Source organism: Flavobacterium eburneipallidum (assembly GCF_027111355.2).
GTDB lineage: Bacteria > Bacteroidota > Bacteroidia > Flavobacteriales > Flavobacteriaceae > Flavobacterium > Flavobacterium eburneipallidum.
In genome coordinates this window covers 3,072,664-3,088,059 of sequence record NZ_CP114291.2, presented here as the reverse complement: position 1 = coordinate 3,088,059, position 15,396 = coordinate 3,072,664, and the positions used below count along the sequence as shown (strand labels likewise).

The 15,396-nt window shown below is 33.1% G+C and carries 13 protein-coding genes; 9 read left to right on the top strand and 4 right to left on the bottom strand.

The genetic code is table 11. The features are described from left to right. Nucleotides 1-8: 8 nt before the first annotated feature. The gene (locus OZP15_RS13045; RefSeq protein ID WP_269225878.1) at nucleotides 9-1,109 is read right to left on the bottom strand and encodes a BT_3928 family protein; all 1,101 of its coding nucleotides are present in this window, start codon (nucleotides 1,107-1,109) and stop codon (nucleotides 9-11) included. 65 nt (nucleotides 1,110-1,174) lie between these two features. Then, entirely contained in the window at nucleotides 1,175-1,717 is a 543-nt protein-coding gene (locus OZP15_RS13040; protein WP_269225877.1) for a DUF1599 domain-containing protein, read from the bottom strand. Nucleotides 1,718-1,807: 90 nt separating this feature from the next. On the opposite strand from OZP15_RS13040, the gene folP reads away from it, so the two are divergent. From folP to OZP15_RS12995, 9 genes are all read left to right on the top strand, one after another. After that, nucleotides 1,808-2,635 carry a dihydropteroate synthase gene (gene folP, locus OZP15_RS13035; protein ID WP_281337489.1) on the top strand — a complete coding sequence of 276 codons (828 nt, stop codon included), beginning with the start codon at nucleotides 1,808-1,810 and terminating at the stop codon, nucleotides 2,633-2,635. Next, nucleotides 2,632-3,267 carry a hypothetical protein gene (locus OZP15_RS13030; protein WP_281336328.1) on the top strand — a complete coding sequence of 212 codons (636 nt, stop codon included), beginning with the start codon at nucleotides 2,632-2,634 and terminating at the stop codon, nucleotides 3,265-3,267. Before folP ends, OZP15_RS13030 begins: the two co-directional genes overlap by 4 nt. A gap of 190 nt (nucleotides 3,268-3,457) precedes the next feature. Continuing rightward, the gene (locus OZP15_RS13025) at nucleotides 3,458-4,072 is read left to right on the top strand and encodes a hypothetical protein (RefSeq protein ID WP_281336327.1); all 615 of its coding nucleotides are present in this window, start codon (nucleotides 3,458-3,460) and stop codon (nucleotides 4,070-4,072) included. Between the two features lie 438 nt (nucleotides 4,073-4,510). Continuing rightward, nucleotides 4,511-5,791 (top strand): hypothetical protein, encoded by a 1,281-nt coding sequence (locus OZP15_RS13020; RefSeq protein ID WP_281336326.1) that lies wholly within the window; start codon nucleotides 4,511-4,513, stop codon nucleotides 5,789-5,791. 3 nt (nucleotides 5,792-5,794) lie between these two features. Beyond that, nucleotides 5,795-6,727 carry a DNA adenine methylase gene (locus tag OZP15_RS13015; RefSeq protein ID WP_281336325.1) on the top strand — a complete coding sequence of 311 codons (933 nt, stop codon included), beginning with the start codon at nucleotides 5,795-5,797 and terminating at the stop codon, nucleotides 6,725-6,727. A gap of 130 nt (nucleotides 6,728-6,857) precedes the next feature. Continuing rightward, nucleotides 6,858-7,940, top strand: a complete 1,083-nt coding sequence (gene gcvT / locus OZP15_RS13010) for a glycine cleavage system aminomethyltransferase GcvT (protein WP_281336324.1) — start codon at nucleotides 6,858-6,860, stop codon at nucleotides 7,938-7,940. Between the two features lie 183 nt (nucleotides 7,941-8,123). Continuing rightward, nucleotides 8,124-10,163 carry a carboxy terminal-processing peptidase gene (locus OZP15_RS13005; RefSeq protein ID WP_281336323.1) on the top strand — a complete coding sequence of 680 codons (2,040 nt, stop codon included), beginning with the start codon at nucleotides 8,124-8,126 and terminating at the stop codon, nucleotides 10,161-10,163. Nucleotides 10,164-10,169: 6 nt separating this feature from the next. After that, a complete protein-coding gene (locus OZP15_RS13000; RefSeq protein WP_269225866.1) occupies nucleotides 10,170-11,204 on the top strand; it encodes an LIC11966 family surface protein in 1,035 nt (344 codons plus the stop codon). A gap of 60 nt (nucleotides 11,205-11,264) precedes the next feature. Beyond that, nucleotides 11,265-11,975: a YebC/PmpR family DNA-binding transcriptional regulator gene (locus OZP15_RS12995; protein ID WP_269225865.1), complete on the top strand. Its 711-nt coding sequence runs from the start codon at nucleotides 11,265-11,267 to the stop codon at nucleotides 11,973-11,975. Nucleotides 11,976-12,138: 163 nt separating this feature from the next. On the opposite strand, the gene capA is transcribed toward OZP15_RS12995, so the two are convergent. Both capA and OZP15_RS12985 read right to left on the bottom strand, forming a co-directional pair. Beyond that, nucleotides 12,139-13,179: a cysteate synthase gene (capA, locus tag OZP15_RS12990; RefSeq protein ID WP_281336322.1), complete on the bottom strand. Its 1,041-nt coding sequence runs from the start codon at nucleotides 13,177-13,179 to the stop codon at nucleotides 12,139-12,141. 71 nt (nucleotides 13,180-13,250) lie between these two features. Further along, the gene (locus OZP15_RS12985) at nucleotides 13,251-15,311 is read right to left on the bottom strand and encodes a S9 family peptidase (protein WP_281336321.1); all 2,061 of its coding nucleotides are present in this window, start codon (nucleotides 15,309-15,311) and stop codon (nucleotides 13,251-13,253) included. Between the last annotated feature and the right edge of the window lie 85 nt (nucleotides 15,312-15,396).

Sequence of the window (15,396 nt, the reverse complement as noted above, 5' to 3'; positions counted from 1 at the left end):
TTTTCGAATTACAAATTCAAATCTATCAAGTCGTTATAATGTACTTTTTGTTTGATGGTTCCATAATTCAAAATTACAAAACTTGGATTGGCTCTTTCGATTGTTTTCAAAGCCGTAGCGTCACAAAAAAGAACGTCAAATGCGATGCTGTATTTCTTTTTTGCAGCCTCAATCAGTTCGCTCGAAGAACCGGTTAATATTGCTGTATAATAGCCTTTGGCTTTGGCTTCTTTTTCTAATTTGTTGAGGTTTTGCATCGCCTCTGGATTGGCTTTTTCTAAATCGTAAGCTACAATGAGTAAGGCTTTTTCTTGTCCTAAAACAAAATCCGTTTTGTCTTCTCCTTCTAAATCGAGTTTGAAATCGTGAATAGGAGGTAAGTAACCTTGCACAATAATTTTGTCTTTTCTGTCCACAAATTCAGCACCTTCGGGAAGTAACATTAAATCTTTTTCGGTAAATTCTTTGTCAACACCATTCACTTTATAGATAAAAACCATTTCTACTACGCTTTTTGGAGCGTTATCCGGAATCGTCATGTCTTTTCTAATATTGGTTCCAACTTTATAAGGTCTAAAATCTTTCAATGGCAAATGATTGATGACCCAATAGCCCATAAAAAAACATAAAACTATGCTGGTTAGAGCCAAGATGTTTTGGATTTTGTCCGTAAATAAAGGTTTGATTAATTTTTTATTGAAGAACAAAATCAAGATAAAAAACAATAAAATAATATCTTTCGAAAAAGATTGCCAAGGCGTTAAGTGCAAAGCATCACCAAAACAACCACAGTCTTTTACCACATCAAAATAAGCCGAATAAAAAGTAAGAAATGTGAAAAGCGTAACCAAAAGCAACAAACTCCAAATCGTGAATTTTGATTTGTAACCAATAAGCAACATCACACCCAAAACCACTTCGAGAATGACCAAAAACAAAGCAATTGCTAATGAATAAGGCACAAAAAACGGCATATTGAATATCGGTTCGCTGAAATATTCGTCTAGTTTATACGAAAACCCAATAGGATCATTAAGTTTGATTAGTCCAGAAATGATGAATAAAATCCCAACGAAAATTCGGGAGAATTGAGTGATAAAGTTTTTCATAGTTTTATTTAAGAAATAACCTTTGTCAAAGTTTAAAACTTTGACAAAGGTTTCAGAGTTATTTTTTATTCCACCTTTTTCATAAGTATCAAAGCAAAAACCGAATAATTCAACATATCCTGATAATTCGCATCAATTCCTTCTGATACTAATGTTTTTCCTTTATTGTCTTCAATTTGTTTGACACGAAGCAGTTTTTGCAAAATCAAATCCGTTAGCGAACTCACTCTCATTTCGCGCCAAGCCTCGCCATAATCGTGGTTTTTGGCTTCCATTAAATCTTTGGTCAGTTTTACTTTGGCATCGTATAAAACGGTAGCTTCTTCCACATTCAAATCGGGTTGATCCACAACGCCCAATTCCAGTTGTATTAATGCCATAATCGAATAATTGATGATTCCGATAAATTCGCCTGTTTCGTCTTCGTCTATTTTTCGAACCTCATTTTCTTGCAGACTTCTTATTCTTTGGGCTTTGATGAAGATTTGATCGGTCAAGGAAGGCAATCTCAAAATGCGCCAAGCACTTCCGTAATCTGTCATTTTATTGATAAATAGTGTGCGACATATTGCAATTACACTATCATATTGTTGTGAAGTACTATTCATTTAATGCTGTATATTTGTCTAAAAATTTCTCCAAAAATAAGGAATATTTATTGGATGGAAGAAGTAAGACTAACGAATTTTGATTGGAAAATGACAATAAACTGCAATGGACAACTGATTGATTTAGCCACACCTAAAGTAATGGGAATTCTAAACCTAACGCCCAATTCTTTTTTTGATGGCGGAAAGTATAAAAGCGATGAAGAAATTCTGCTGAAAGTAGAGAAAATGCTGACCGATGGAGCGACTTTTATTGATATTGGAGCGTATTCCAGTAAGCCCAATGCCGAGTTTGTTTCGGAAGCCGAAGAGTTGCAACGAATCCTCCCTATAATTCAGTTGATTTTAAAACATTTTCCAGAAATTATACTTTCCATCGATACTTTTAGAAGTGAAGTTGTCAAAGCTTGTATCCAAAACGGAGCAGCGATTATCAACGATATTTCAGCAGGAAATTTGGATGATAAAATGCTGGAAACTATTGCCAAATATAATGTTCCGTATATTATGATGCACATGCGAGGCACGCCACAAACGATGCAAACCTTTACCAATTATGAGAATATTGTTAAGGAAATTTTGTTCTATTTCTCTGAAAAAATTGCCCAAGCCCGAAGTTTAGGAATCAATGATTTGATTGTTGATCCAGGCTTTGGTTTTGCCAAAACATTGGAACAGAATTATGAAGTGTTGCAAAAAATGGAATTGTTTCAAATGCTAGAATTGCCTTTACTGGCTGGAGTTTCCAGAAAATCGATGATTTATAAAACGCTAGAGTCTTCAGCAGATGAAGCGCTCAACGGAACGACAGTTTTAAACACGATTGCGTTGACCAAAGGAGTCAAAATCCTTCGGGTTCATGATGTGAAAGAAGCCGTGGAATGTGTTCGTTTGTTTGATAAAATGAATGCCAAATGATGAAATACGCCACTTTAATTTTGTTTTTTGTCTTATTTTCTTGCGGACAAAAAGAAGATATTTTGTTACCCAAATCCAATATAACTGTAGTTTCAGATGTCAAAGACCATTCGCCAACTTATATTTTTTTTAGAACCAACGGAAAAGATACTTTGGCGGAAGTCAATAGAAAAAATTCAATAATTTCTACCAATTGGATTTTCAATATCGATAAGCGATTGCCTTTGCGATTGGTAATTCCCGAAGTGATGAAACTGCAAGAAAAAAAACGAAAAGAAGTCGCTCACAAAAATGAAGCTGCCGAAAATTATTATGCTTATGCGGATACGATTGGCAAGAATATGGCTTTTCTGCCTTTCACGAAAGTGTATTATAAAATGAAGCAACCGAAATTTGGCTTGATTGTTTTCTTTGATAAAAACAATCAAATTTCTGTTAATGAAGTAGTTGTCAAAAGAGAAGATGTACAAAAATATTTAGATCATTTACCCAGTGATAAACCCAATAAATTTATTTTTTGCTTCGCTAAAGATTTGTCTTATGGGAATTATATTCAAGACAAAATTTTTATCCGAAGTTTAAAGTTTCCAATGCCTGATTTGAATTTGACGAATGAGGAATTTGTTTATTGAATGAATTGTGCTTAAGTCTTTAAAATATCTTGGTAAAAGTTTTGAACTTTGACAAAGATAAAATTGCTAGAACTAGTAAGTTAAAAGGAAAAATCAACCTTTAGGAAACTTTGACAAAGTTGAAATTGCCAAAATTAGAAAGTTTAAATGGAAACAACTTTAAAAACTTAAGGAATCAAAAAGAGATAAAATGGATATTAGAAATGAAATTTTGGAATCTTATACTTACTATCATATTTATAACAGAGGTATAAATAGTGAGAATATATTCAGCACTAAAGAAAATTATTTGTTCTTTTTGAAAAAATTTGCAGCTTATGTAATTCCCGTTTGTGATGTGTATGCGTATTGTTTGATGCCGAATCATTTCCATTTTATCATAAAAGTGAAGTCGGAAACTGAAATTAAGATCTTTGCCAAAATTTCAGAGCTTGATAAAGCCAAAGTAAACAAAGGTTTGCATTCTTTTGATGCTATAGTTAGTAAGCAAATCGGCAAATTTACTAGTAGTTACAGTCAAGCCTACAATAAAATTAACAATAGACACGGTGCATTACTAGAATCTCCATTCAAAAGAAAACGAATTGGCAGCGAAGAATATTTGATAAATCTAATCATCTATATTCATTTAAATCCAATCGATTTAAAACAAAATTTTGAAACATATTTGTTTTCTTCATATTCTTCAATCTTATCAAATTCTAAAACAAATTTAATGCGTGATGAAACGATAATGCTTTTTGGAGACCTCAATAATTTTATTTATTCTCACCACCATCCGCCAAAGTTTGATTTTAATTTTTGATAGTTTGTTTTAGGAATCTTTTGCAAAGATTGAATCACAAAAACGAGTAAGTTTAAAGTGGGATAAAACCTTAAGGAAACCTTTGTCAAAGTTTTGAACTTTGACAAAGGTGAAATTCCACAAAATTTTTATCCGAAGTTTAAAGTTTCCAATACCTGATTTGAATTTGACGAATGAAGAATTTGTTTATTAGTGTGCTTGAAAAAATTTGCCACAGATTTCACGGATTAACACAGATTTTTAATGTTTTGGTATGAAATTGAAAGAATTGCTGGTTTACAGGAATTTATTTTTTGAGGAGATTAGGTTTTTGTAAGGGAAATTGTTAGGTTTGATTAATTATTGGAATAACAAATATAATCTAACTAATGTATTATAAATGGCTTTAACCAAAATAATTAAAGTTAAGAATTGATAATAATTTTCAAAAATCAGCACATGAATAAGCAAGAGATTAAACACATTAAAGTTGAACATTTAAATTTATGGAGTGAAAATCCAAGAGATCCAATTGATGTTAATTTATCAGATTTTGAAATTATTGAGAGGGCAATAAATGATGATAAAAAATGGAATTTACAGAAACTCATTCTTGATATGGGTAGCTATTACGATTTAAGTGAACTACCTACTGTTGTTTTAAAAGATGGGAAATTTATTGTTTATGACGGAAATCGTAGAATTGCAATACTTAAATATTTACAAAATGAAAAAGAATATTTAGAGCAAGGTATTAAGCTAAAATACAAAAACGTAGACGAACTAGTAAGTCTCAAAGAAATTCCTTGTAATCTTTGTGAAAGCTCAATAGCATTAAACAATATTGAAAGGAAGCATATTGACGATGGGACATGGAAACCACTAGAAAGAGATTATTTTTTACATATTCATAGAGGACAACAGAAAAGTGATTTTCTATGGTTTGAAGAACAAACAGGTTTAATAAGTCAAAACCATCATCTAAACCAACGGTTTGTTAAAGAAGAAGTTTTGAATAATGATAATTTAAAAGCAATTGGTTTTAAGTTTGAGCCTAATAAAGGTTTTATCTCAAACTATACGGAAGAACAATCAAGCACTATATTTAAAGAAATTGATAAAGCAATAACTTCAAAAAAAATTAGTACAAGAAAAAATAGAGGAAAACTTTTAGAACCTTTACTTGAAAATGAACCAAAATTAAAAGATTTTGTTGCTCCGTATGATAAAAATAAAAAATCTTATCCGCTTAAAGCTCATGTAGTCAAAGAAAATGATGAAGCAAGTAAAACGCCAAGAAAGACACCAATAACAAAACCCATTGATTTATTATTTGGAGGTACATTAGAATTAAAAAAAGGAAAAGTTAATGATTTGTATAGAGCAATAGTACTAATTTATGATAACCATAGAAAAGATAAAACTGTATTACCAATTATTGGAATGTCATTAAGGCTACTATTAGAAGTAGCTGCGAGAGTTCATTATAATGATGACCCTGAAATTTCTAAAAGTGACCAGATTTATAAAAAATTTCTAAAACAAGCAGGAACAGATATGATTTTAGAACAAAATGAAATAAATTTCTTTTCCTTGACTAAAAGTTGGTTAGCTAAAAATTCTGATATTGAAGGTTTATTAGGTAAGTTTGCTCACGGAAATCTTTTAACTATTGAAAATGATATTTTGGAGAGCTCCAAAGTAATAGCCGATATAATCAAATTCTATTTCAGTAAATAAAACATGTTCTATTCGCCATTAAGATATCCTGGAGGAAAAAATAAATTATCTGCATTTATTGCAAAAATTTGTTTAGATAATAATATTAATGGACACTATGTTGAGCCATATTCTGGTGGAGCTTCAGTCGCAGTATTTTTATTATTGGAAGGATTTGTTTCAAAAATCACAATAAATGACAAAGACAGGTCAATTTATGCTTTTTGGTATTGTGTACTAAATAAAACTAAAGAACTCTGTAACTTAATTGAAAATGCAGAGCTTACAATTACTGAATGGAGAAAACAAAAAGAAATACAAGATAATAAAAAAACAGCTGATTTATTAGATTTAGGTTTTTCAACATTCTATTTAAACCGAACAAATCGATCTGGAATTATTAATGCTGGAGTTATGGGTGGAATGAAACAAAACGGAAATTATTTAATGGATTGTCGTTTTAATAGATTTGAATTAATTGGGAGAATTAAAAAAATTGCCGAAAGAAAAAAATCTATCAGATTATATAAAAAAGATGCAATCAAACTTATTGATAAAATTCAACAAGAAGCAATTGACGAAAATATTGTATTTTATTTTGATCCTCCATACTATTTAAAGGCAAGTTCATTATATATGAATCATTATCAAGATGACAGTCATTTAAATGTTAGTGAGAAAATTAAAAATATTAAAAACATAAAATGGATAGTTTCTTACGATAATGTTCCCGAAATACGAAAATTATATTTTGATTGTAATAAAAAAGAATATTCATTTAACCACACAGCATATAACTCAAGAATTGGGCAAGAGATATTATTTTTTAGTCCAACACTTAAACAACCAGATATAAAAGATTGGAATCCATTACAGTTCAAATTAAAAAAGGAATTAGATAAAAACGTTATTATTTATAACAAAATTATATCTCCTCGTACTAGCGGCAGTAATTAAAACAAATCGCAATCCGTGATAATTTGTGTAATTCGTGTCGATTTTTTTATACGAAAGCCAATTAAAATCCCCTTTGCCACTCCATAAAAAATCGATACTTTAGCGGCTTCAAATTTTAGTAAAAATCACCATGAAAAATACTGCGCTAACGCACATACACGAGAGTTTGGGAGCCAAAATGCTTCCGTTTGCTGGATACAATATGCCAATTTTATACGAAGGCGTAAATGCTGAACACGAAGTGGTTCGTAATGCAGTGGGTGTTTTTGATGTGTCGCACATGGGCGAATTTTTGTTGACTGGCGAAAATGCTTTGGCGTTGATTCAAAAAGTGACTTCGAACGATGCTTCGACTTTGACCATTGGCAGAGCGCAATATTCTTGTTTGCCAAACAATGATGGCGGAATTGTAGATGATTTATTGGTGTATAAAATAAAAGACGAGCAATATTTATTGGTCGTAAATGCTTCGAATATCGACAAAGATTGGGATTGGATTTCGGCTCAAAATGATTTGGGTGTAGAAATGAAAAACCTTTCAGACGATTATTCTCTATTGGCGATTCAAGGACCAAAAGCCGTGGAAGCCATGCAAAGTCTAACTTCAGTTGATTTATCAGCGATTGAGTATTATCATTTTGAAGTAGGTGATTTTGCAGGAATCGAACACGTGATTATTTCGGCAACGGGTTATACAGGTTCTGGAGGTTTCGAGATTTACTGCAAGAATATAGAAGTAGAACAGCTTTGGAACAAAGTTTTTGAAGCGGGAGCCTCTTACGGAATCAAGCCTATTGGTTTGGCAGCTCGTGATACCTTGCGTTTGGAAATGGGTTTCTGTTTGTACGGCAACGACATCAACGATACGACTTCGCCACTCGAAGCTGGTTTGGGATGGATTACGAAATTCAATAAAGAATTTACCAATTCGGATAATCTGAAAAAACAAAAAGAAGCGGGCGTTACTAAAAAACTAATTGGTTTCGAAATGCAGGAACGCGCTGTACCAAGGCAACATTATGATATTGTGGATGCTTCGGGAACTGTCATTGGCGAAGTAACTTCGGGAACCATGTCGCCATCGATGAATGTAGGTATTGGATTGGGATATGTAACAACGGAAAACAGCAGTATTGGCAGCGATATTTTTATCCGAATCCGAAAAAATGATGTTCCAGCCAAAGTGGTAAAACTGCCGTTTTATAAGAAATAAGGATTCGAATTTCGAAGAAAATTTAAGCCGCAGATTCGCAGATTTTTTTATAATCTAAATTTTATAATTTTAAACAAAGATTAAAATCTGCGAATCTGCGGCAAAACAATACAATATCAAATAGGTGTAATAATTTGTGAATTTGCGGTATTTTTATTTTAAATTGCACTAATAAACTCGCAAATGAAGAAGCTTTCACTCGTATTATTCTTGACAACCTTTTCGCTATTGGGACAAAATAGTGCCAAAACCTGTGAACTCCTTTCCAAAATAAATGTTCTGATCCAACGCGAACATTACCAACCCAAATCCGTTGACGATAGTTTGTCGGTCTATGTTTTTGATACCTTTATAGATGGTTTGGATGCGGGGCGCAATTTATTCACCAAAACCGAATATCAAAACCTTCGTAAACATAGACTTTTGCTGGATAATTACATCTTGGACGAAAACTGTTCTTTTATAGATGAGTTTGTTTCCACGTATAAATTAGCACTTGAAAGAAAGAAAAAAACGCTCGAAAAAATTCAAACTGAAGTCTTGGATTATAACAGTAAAGACACGGTTAAATTCTCTAAAAAAAGTTTTCCATTTGATCTAGGAATTAAAGATTTTGAAAGGGTTTGGCGTAAAAGAGTGCGGTATGATATTCTGGAAGATGTTTCAAAAATGAGTGCCAATCTGGATTCGTTAACGCCTCATTTTTCTAAACTTGAAAAAATTTCAAAAGCCAAAACTTTCGAAACCTATTTGTGTAAATTGAATGGTATCCTCAATGCTCCAAAAGGAATTGACTACGATCTTAAAAATGATTTTCTCAATATTTTTTGTGCCTATTTTGATCCTCATACCAATTATTTTTCATTGGAAGCCAAAAGTAGTTTCATGTCAAGCTTATCCACCAGCGGTTTGTCACTAGGAATCAATGTTAGTTTGAATGAAAAAGAGGAAATTGTCGTTTCGGAAATTGTACCAGGTGGGCCAGCCGAAAAGTCTAAAAAACTGGAAAAAGACGATGTTATTTTGAAAGTTTCGAATACAAAAGGAGAGGAGTATTCTGTTTCCTGCGCTTCGTTGGATAAAATCGGTGAACTTATTTTTTCGGACACTAATAAAGAAATCGAGTTGACGATTCAGAAGAAAAACGGAACTATTCTTCCTGTTTTGTTGAAAAAACAAGTAATGAAAGCAACCAATAATGCGGTTTTTAGTTTTATTGCCGAGAAAGATTCCAAAATTGGCTACATCAATATTCCTAATTTTTATTCCGATTTTGACGGATTCAGTCCACAAGGTTGCGCTGATGATGTAGCAAAAGAAATTACCAAACTTAAAAAAGATAAGATTGAAGGACTTGTTATTGATCTTCAAAATAATGGTGGTGGCTCGATGGAAGAAGCCGTGAAATTAGTCGGAATGTTTGTCGATTTTGGTCCTGTTTCGGTTTTGGTCAATAATAAAAAGAAACACACAATTCTAAAGGATTTCAATCGAGGAAGCGTTTACTTTGGGCCTATCGTGATTTTGATTAATGGAAATTCGGCTTCGGCGAGTGAATTTTTTGCGGCTGCGATGCAAGATTACAATCGTGCGATTATTGTAGGTAGTAAAACATTGGGCAAAGCTACGATGCAATCCATCTTGCCATTGGATGGAAAACAGCAGGATTTTGTGAAACTAACTTTAGAGAAATTTTACCGAGTTACAGGCGATAGCCATCAAGTAAAAGGAGTACTTCCGGATATTGCGCTTCCTGTTTTGTATGATAGTATTGTTCAAAGAGAAAATAGTTTCAAAACGGCTTTGGAATATGATAGGATTACAACAAAAGCAAAGTTCAATGCTTTTTCTAAAGAATATTATCCAACATTGATAGAAAAGAGCAATTTGAGGTCGAGAAATAATGCTCGTTTCAATGAAATTCTTTCGGTAAATGTAAAGATTAATGCGCTTTACAACGACCCGAAAAAACCTTTGCCGTTAACGTTTAAGAAAGTATTTGCGGATGTTCACGAAATAGATTTGCTTTGGAAACAGGTAAAAAAAATAACCAAAACCGAAACCAATTGCACTATAACCAATAATTCGTATGATGCCGAAAAAGTCGCATTTGACCCTTTTCAGCAGGAAATAAATGCGTTTAAAATCAAAGAGCTAAAAACCAACCCTTATATCGAAGAAGCCGTGGCTATACTAAACGACTTCAATAATTTAAAAAAATAACCACTTATGAAAAAACTTCTGAATTCGCTTTTATTTTTCTGTACACTAACTATTGCAACTGCACAAGATTTTAAAACACCAGTCGATTATCTGAATTATATAGGTAAAGAAACCGATGTAATCACTCGCAATACTTGGAAATACACTAAAACGGTCGCACATACAAAAAACGCTAGAAGGATTGATGCTACCCGAAAAGCATTGGTGAAAAGTATTCAAAATGCTAGCAAGAAAATCGAAGCTTTGAAGGATGGTTACAAAGGAGATGTGGAATACAGAGATCAATTGTTAGCTTATTTGGCTATTTCCGAGAAAAATATCAATCAGGAATATGAGAAGATTATTGACATGCAGGAAGTGGCTGAACAATCTTATGATTACATGGAAGCTTACATTATGGCAAGAGATTTGGTCAACGAAAAAATCAATGCAGAAGTAGATAAATTGAATGCCAACCAAAAAGTATTTGCGAATAAATACAACATTCAAATAGGGGAAGATACCAGTGAATTGGGCAAAAAAATGAAGATCTCGAACGAGGTTTTCGAAAATCATACGCAATTGTATTTAATTTTTTTCAAAGTCAATTTTACTGAATCTGTTTTGTTGAAAGCGATTCAAGCGAATGATTTGAGTGCTATTCAACAAAATGCAAATGCCTTGGAGCAATATGCTAACGAAGGTTTGGAGAAATTGAAGACTTTCAAAGCTTATAAAAACGATATGTCTTTGGTACTTGCAACTAAAAAAGAATTGGAATTCAGCAAAAAAGAAGCATTGGAGTTGAGTCCATCAGTAGTTTCGTTTATGATACTGAACCAAAAATTCCAAGAAAATAAGAAAGTGATGGATAATAAATCGGCGGGAAATCGTTCGAAAGAGGAAGTTGACAACTTCAATAAATTGGTCAACGAACTGAATAAAGAAGTCGGGAATTATAACCGAACCATCAATAAATTCAACACCGAAAGAACCAATGTTCTTAATAATTGGAATGTTACGGGCGATAATTTTATTGCTCGATATGTGCCAATTGATTAAAAAAATAGTTGTAAAAATAACTAATAACTGTATTTTTGCAGTTCAAAATAATAATTAGAAATGGGAAGAGCGTTTGAGTTCAGAAAAGGTAGAAAAATGAAGCGTTGGTCGGCAATGGCCAAAGCATTTACCAGAATTGGAAAAGATATTGTAATGGCTGTAAAGGAAGGTGGTCCGAATCCTGAAGCCAACTCGAGATTAAGAGCAGTAATCCAGAATTCAAAGGCAGTAAATATGCCAAAAGAGAATGTGGAGCGCGCCATCAAAAAAGCAACCGACAAAGATACTGCCAACTATAAAGAAGTTTTGTTTGAAGGTTATGCGCCACACGGAATCGCTATTTTAGTTGAAACTGCAACTGATAATAATAACAGAACGGTAGCTAATATTCGTAGTTATTTTAATAAATGCAACGGAACTTTTGGAACGCAAGGTTCGGTAGAATTTATGTTCGACCACACCTGTAACTTCCGAATTCCAGCAGCAGGTTTAGATCCAGAAGAATTAGAATTAGAATTAATTGATTTTGGTGCCGAAGAGGTTTTTGAAGATGAAGACGGAATCTTGATTTATGCGCCTTTTGGTAGTTTTGGAACCATTCAAAAAGAATTGGAAAGTCGAGGAATTGAAATTCTTTCTTCTGGTTTTGAGAGAATTCCACAAATCACCAAAGAATTGACAGAAGCACAAATCGCTGACGTAGAAAAACTAATCGAAAAAATAGAGGAAGATGATGACGTGATGAACGTGTATCATACGATGCAGGAGTAATTTTTAGTGAGCAGTATTCAGTATTTAGTGTTCAGTTTATAAGATCAATTAGAATTATTTCATAAAAAAATCCATTCGCAAGAATGGATTTTTTTGTATGTGGGTTTTATAAAACTGCCTTCTGTTTTCTGAAAACTGCGTTCTGATTACTGAACACTGAAGCTTATTTTATAAACTCTATTTTCTGAACTTCTTCTTCGTTGATACTATCAAAGAATCCTTGTTCGTTCATCCAAGTATCACTAAATACTTTACTCATATAGCGAGAACCATGGTCAGGGAAAATAGCAATGATGTTACTGTTTTCGTCAAATTCGCCTTCTTCGGCATATTGTTTTATAGCTTGAAGTACTGCTCCCGAAGTGTAACCTACAAACAAACCCTCTTTTCGAGTCAATTCTCTAGTAGAATGAGCACTTTCCTCATCAGTAACTTTCATGAATCTATCAATCACATCAAAGTCTGTAGCCGATGGAATTAGGTTTTTACCTAAACCTTCTATTCTATAAGGGTAAATTTCGTTGTTATCGAATTCTTTGGTTTCGTGGAATTTTTTCAAAACGGAACCAAAAGCATCAACGCCTAAAATTCTAATATTAGGATTTTGTTCTTTCAGGAATTTTGCTGTTCCGGAAATTGTTCCTCCAGTTCCACTACAAGCAATAAGGTGTGTGATTTGACCGTTAGTTTGTTCCCAAATTTCAGGCCCTGTAGTGTTATAATGTGCGTCAATATTTAATTGATTGAAGTATTGATTGATATACACAGATCCTTTTGTTTCTTCGTGCAAACGTTTGGCAACACTGTAATAAGAACGCTCATCATCGGCAGAAACGTGTGCTGGACAAACATATACTTTTGCCCCTAAACTGCGTAGCATATCAATTTTATCTTTGGAAGATTTTGAACTAACAGCTAATATACAATTGTAACCTTTAATGATACTTACCATTGCTAAACTAAATCCAGTATTTCCTGAAGTAGTTTCGATGATGGTGTCGCCTGGAGAGAGAATTCCTCTTTTTTCGGCTTCTTCTATGATAAATAAAGCTATTCGATCTTTGGTAGAATGACCTGGATTAAAGGCTTCTATTTTAGCGTAAAAATTTCCTTTTAATTCTTCGGTAACTCTATTTAGCTTAATAAGTGGAGTGTTCCCTATTAATTCTAAAATATTATTATAAGCATTAATTTCTTTTTTCATAAAAAAATAGTTAATCAAGGACACTTTTTAATTTAACCAAAATCCTTGCAAATTTAGGGAAAAATTTCTAATTACTTTTCAATTTTTTCTAAATCTAATAAAAAACTGAATTCCTTTGCCAATTCTTTGATGGCTTCAAAGCGTCCCGAGGCTCCTCCGTGACCTGCATCCATATTGGTGTCTAGAAATAAAAGTGTGTCTTCTGTTTTTAATGATCTAATTTTAGCAACCCATTTAGCTGGTTCCCAGTATTGTACTTGGGAGTCATGCAAACCAGTTGATACATACATATTAGGATATTTTTGTTTTTTTAAATTATCGTAAGGTGAATACGATAACATATACTTGTAATATTTCTTAATGTTTGGATTTCCCCATTCGTCATATTCTCCTGTTGTCAAAGGTATAGTTTCGTCTAGCATGGTCGTCATTACATCTACAAATGGAACTTGAGCTATAATTCCGTTGTATAATTCTGGTGCCATATTTATGATGGCTCCCATTAATAATCCTCCTGCAGAACCTCCTTCGGCATATAAATGTTCGGGAGAAGTGTATTTTTGTTCGATTACAAATTTAGAACAATCAATAAAATCGGTAAACGTATTTTTCTTTTTTAACAACTTACCGTCTTCATACCATTGTCTTCCTAAATCTTCTCCACCGCGAACATGAGCTATAGCAAAAATAAACCCTCTGTCTAATAATGTTAATCTTGTGGAAGAAAAAGTAGCGTCCATCGAATGTCCATAAGATCCATAAGCATAGAGCAACAATGGACTCTTTCCGTCTTTTTTTAGTCCTTTTTTATACACCACAGAAATTGGAATTTTTGTTCCGTCTTCTGCAGTTGCCCAAATTCGTTCCTCAAGATAGTTATTTTTGTCGAATTTCCCGCCTAAAACCTGTTGTTCTTTTTTAATTTCTTTGGTTTTGGTTTTCATATTGAAATCAATAATCGAAGAAGGTGTGGTCATCGATTGATAAGAATAACGCAAAACATCGGTGTCAAAATCAACATTTGTTGAGGTGTAAGCTGTGTAAGTTTCGCTTTCAAAGGGCAAATAATATTCTCCTTCGCCTTTCCAAGGCATGATTCTAATTTTGTTTAAGCCATTGCATCGCTCTTCTAGAACCAAAAAATCTTTAAAAATCTCAATGTCTTCCAACAAAACATCTTCACGATGCGGAATCACTTCTGTCCAATTTTCTTTGGTAGTAGCGGTTTCCAAGGTTTTCATCAACTTAAAATTAGTTGCTTCATCCTTGTTGGTCATAATATAAAAACTATCACCATAATGATTGATGCTGTATTCTAGACCACGAACTCTTTTTTGAAACATTCGGAACTTTCCGTCTGGATTGTCAGCTTCTAGTATTTGATATTCGGTCGTTAAAGTGCTTCCTGATTCAATTGCTAGGTATTTTCTGGATTTGGATTTGGCAATTTCTACATTATAGGTTTCGTCTTTTTCGAAATAGATTAAAATGTCATCGGTTTGATTGGTACCTAATTTATGTTTGAAAATTTTGTCCGAACGCAAGGTAACTTCGTCCTGACTAGAATAAAAAATAGTCTGATTGTCATTTGCCCAAACGGCACTTCCAGACACTTTTTCGATTTTATCAGAAAGAATTTCGCCTGTTTCGAGGTCTTTAACTTGGATGTCATAAATTCGTCGCCCAACAACATCAATACTAAAAACGGCTAATTTATTATCAGGACTTATGCTTAAACCACCCAATTGAAAATACGCATGTCCTTTTGCCATAGTGTTGCAATCAAACATGATTTCTTCTTTTGCCAAAAGGCTTTCTTTTTTTCGGGAATAAATAGGGTAATTTTTGCCAGTTTCAAAACGGGTGATGTAGTAATAACCGTTGTATAAATAAGGTACAGATTCATCGTCTTCCTTAATTCGGCTCTTCATTTCCTCAAACAATTCTTTTTGAAAAGCCTTGGTATGAGCAGTCATTTCATTGTAATAGTCATTTTCTTTGTTCAAGTAATCAATGACTTCTGGGTTTTCTCTATCGTTTAGCCAAAAATAGTTGTCAATTCTTTCGTCGCCGAATTTCTCTAATGTTTTAGGAATTATTTTAGCGACTGGTGGTTGTGTAATTTTTGACATATTTTGAACTTTCAATTTTGTGTATAGCTTGCAAAAATAAGATAAAGAGCATTTAGAATGCTTCAATATTTCGTTAAATTTTAGC

Coding starts and splice junctions, on each gene's coding strand:
- OZP15_RS13045 (WP_269225878.1), bottom strand. CDS start 1,109: ATGAAAAACTTTATCACTCAATTCTCCCGAATTTTCGTTGGGATTTTA.
- OZP15_RS13040 (WP_269225877.1), bottom strand. CDS start 1,717: ATGAATAGTACTTCACAACAATATGATAGTGTAATTGCAATATGTCGC.
- folP (WP_281337489.1), top strand. CDS start 1,808: ATGACAATAAACTGCAATGGACAACTGATTGATTTAGCCACACCTAAA.
- OZP15_RS13030 (WP_281336328.1), top strand. CDS start 2,632: ATGATGAAATACGCCACTTTAATTTTGTTTTTTGTCTTATTTTCTTGC.
- OZP15_RS13025 (WP_281336327.1), top strand. CDS start 3,458: ATGGATATTAGAAATGAAATTTTGGAATCTTATACTTACTATCATATT.
- OZP15_RS13020 (WP_281336326.1), top strand. CDS start 4,511: ATGAATAAGCAAGAGATTAAACACATTAAAGTTGAACATTTAAATTTA.
- OZP15_RS13015 (WP_281336325.1), top strand. CDS start 5,795: ATGTTCTATTCGCCATTAAGATATCCTGGAGGAAAAAATAAATTATCT.
- gcvT (WP_281336324.1), top strand. CDS start 6,858: ATGAAAAATACTGCGCTAACGCACATACACGAGAGTTTGGGAGCCAAA.
- OZP15_RS13005 (WP_281336323.1), top strand. CDS start 8,124: ATGAAGAAGCTTTCACTCGTATTATTCTTGACAACCTTTTCGCTATTG.
- OZP15_RS13000 (WP_269225866.1), top strand. CDS start 10,170: ATGAAAAAACTTCTGAATTCGCTTTTATTTTTCTGTACACTAACTATT.
- OZP15_RS12995 (WP_269225865.1), top strand. CDS start 11,265: ATGGGAAGAGCGTTTGAGTTCAGAAAAGGTAGAAAAATGAAGCGTTGG.
- capA (WP_281336322.1), bottom strand. CDS start 13,179: ATGAAAAAAGAAATTAATGCTTATAATAATATTTTAGAATTAATAGGG.
- OZP15_RS12985 (WP_281336321.1), bottom strand. CDS start 15,311: ATGTCAAAAATTACACAACCACCAGTCGCTAAAATAATTCCTAAAACA.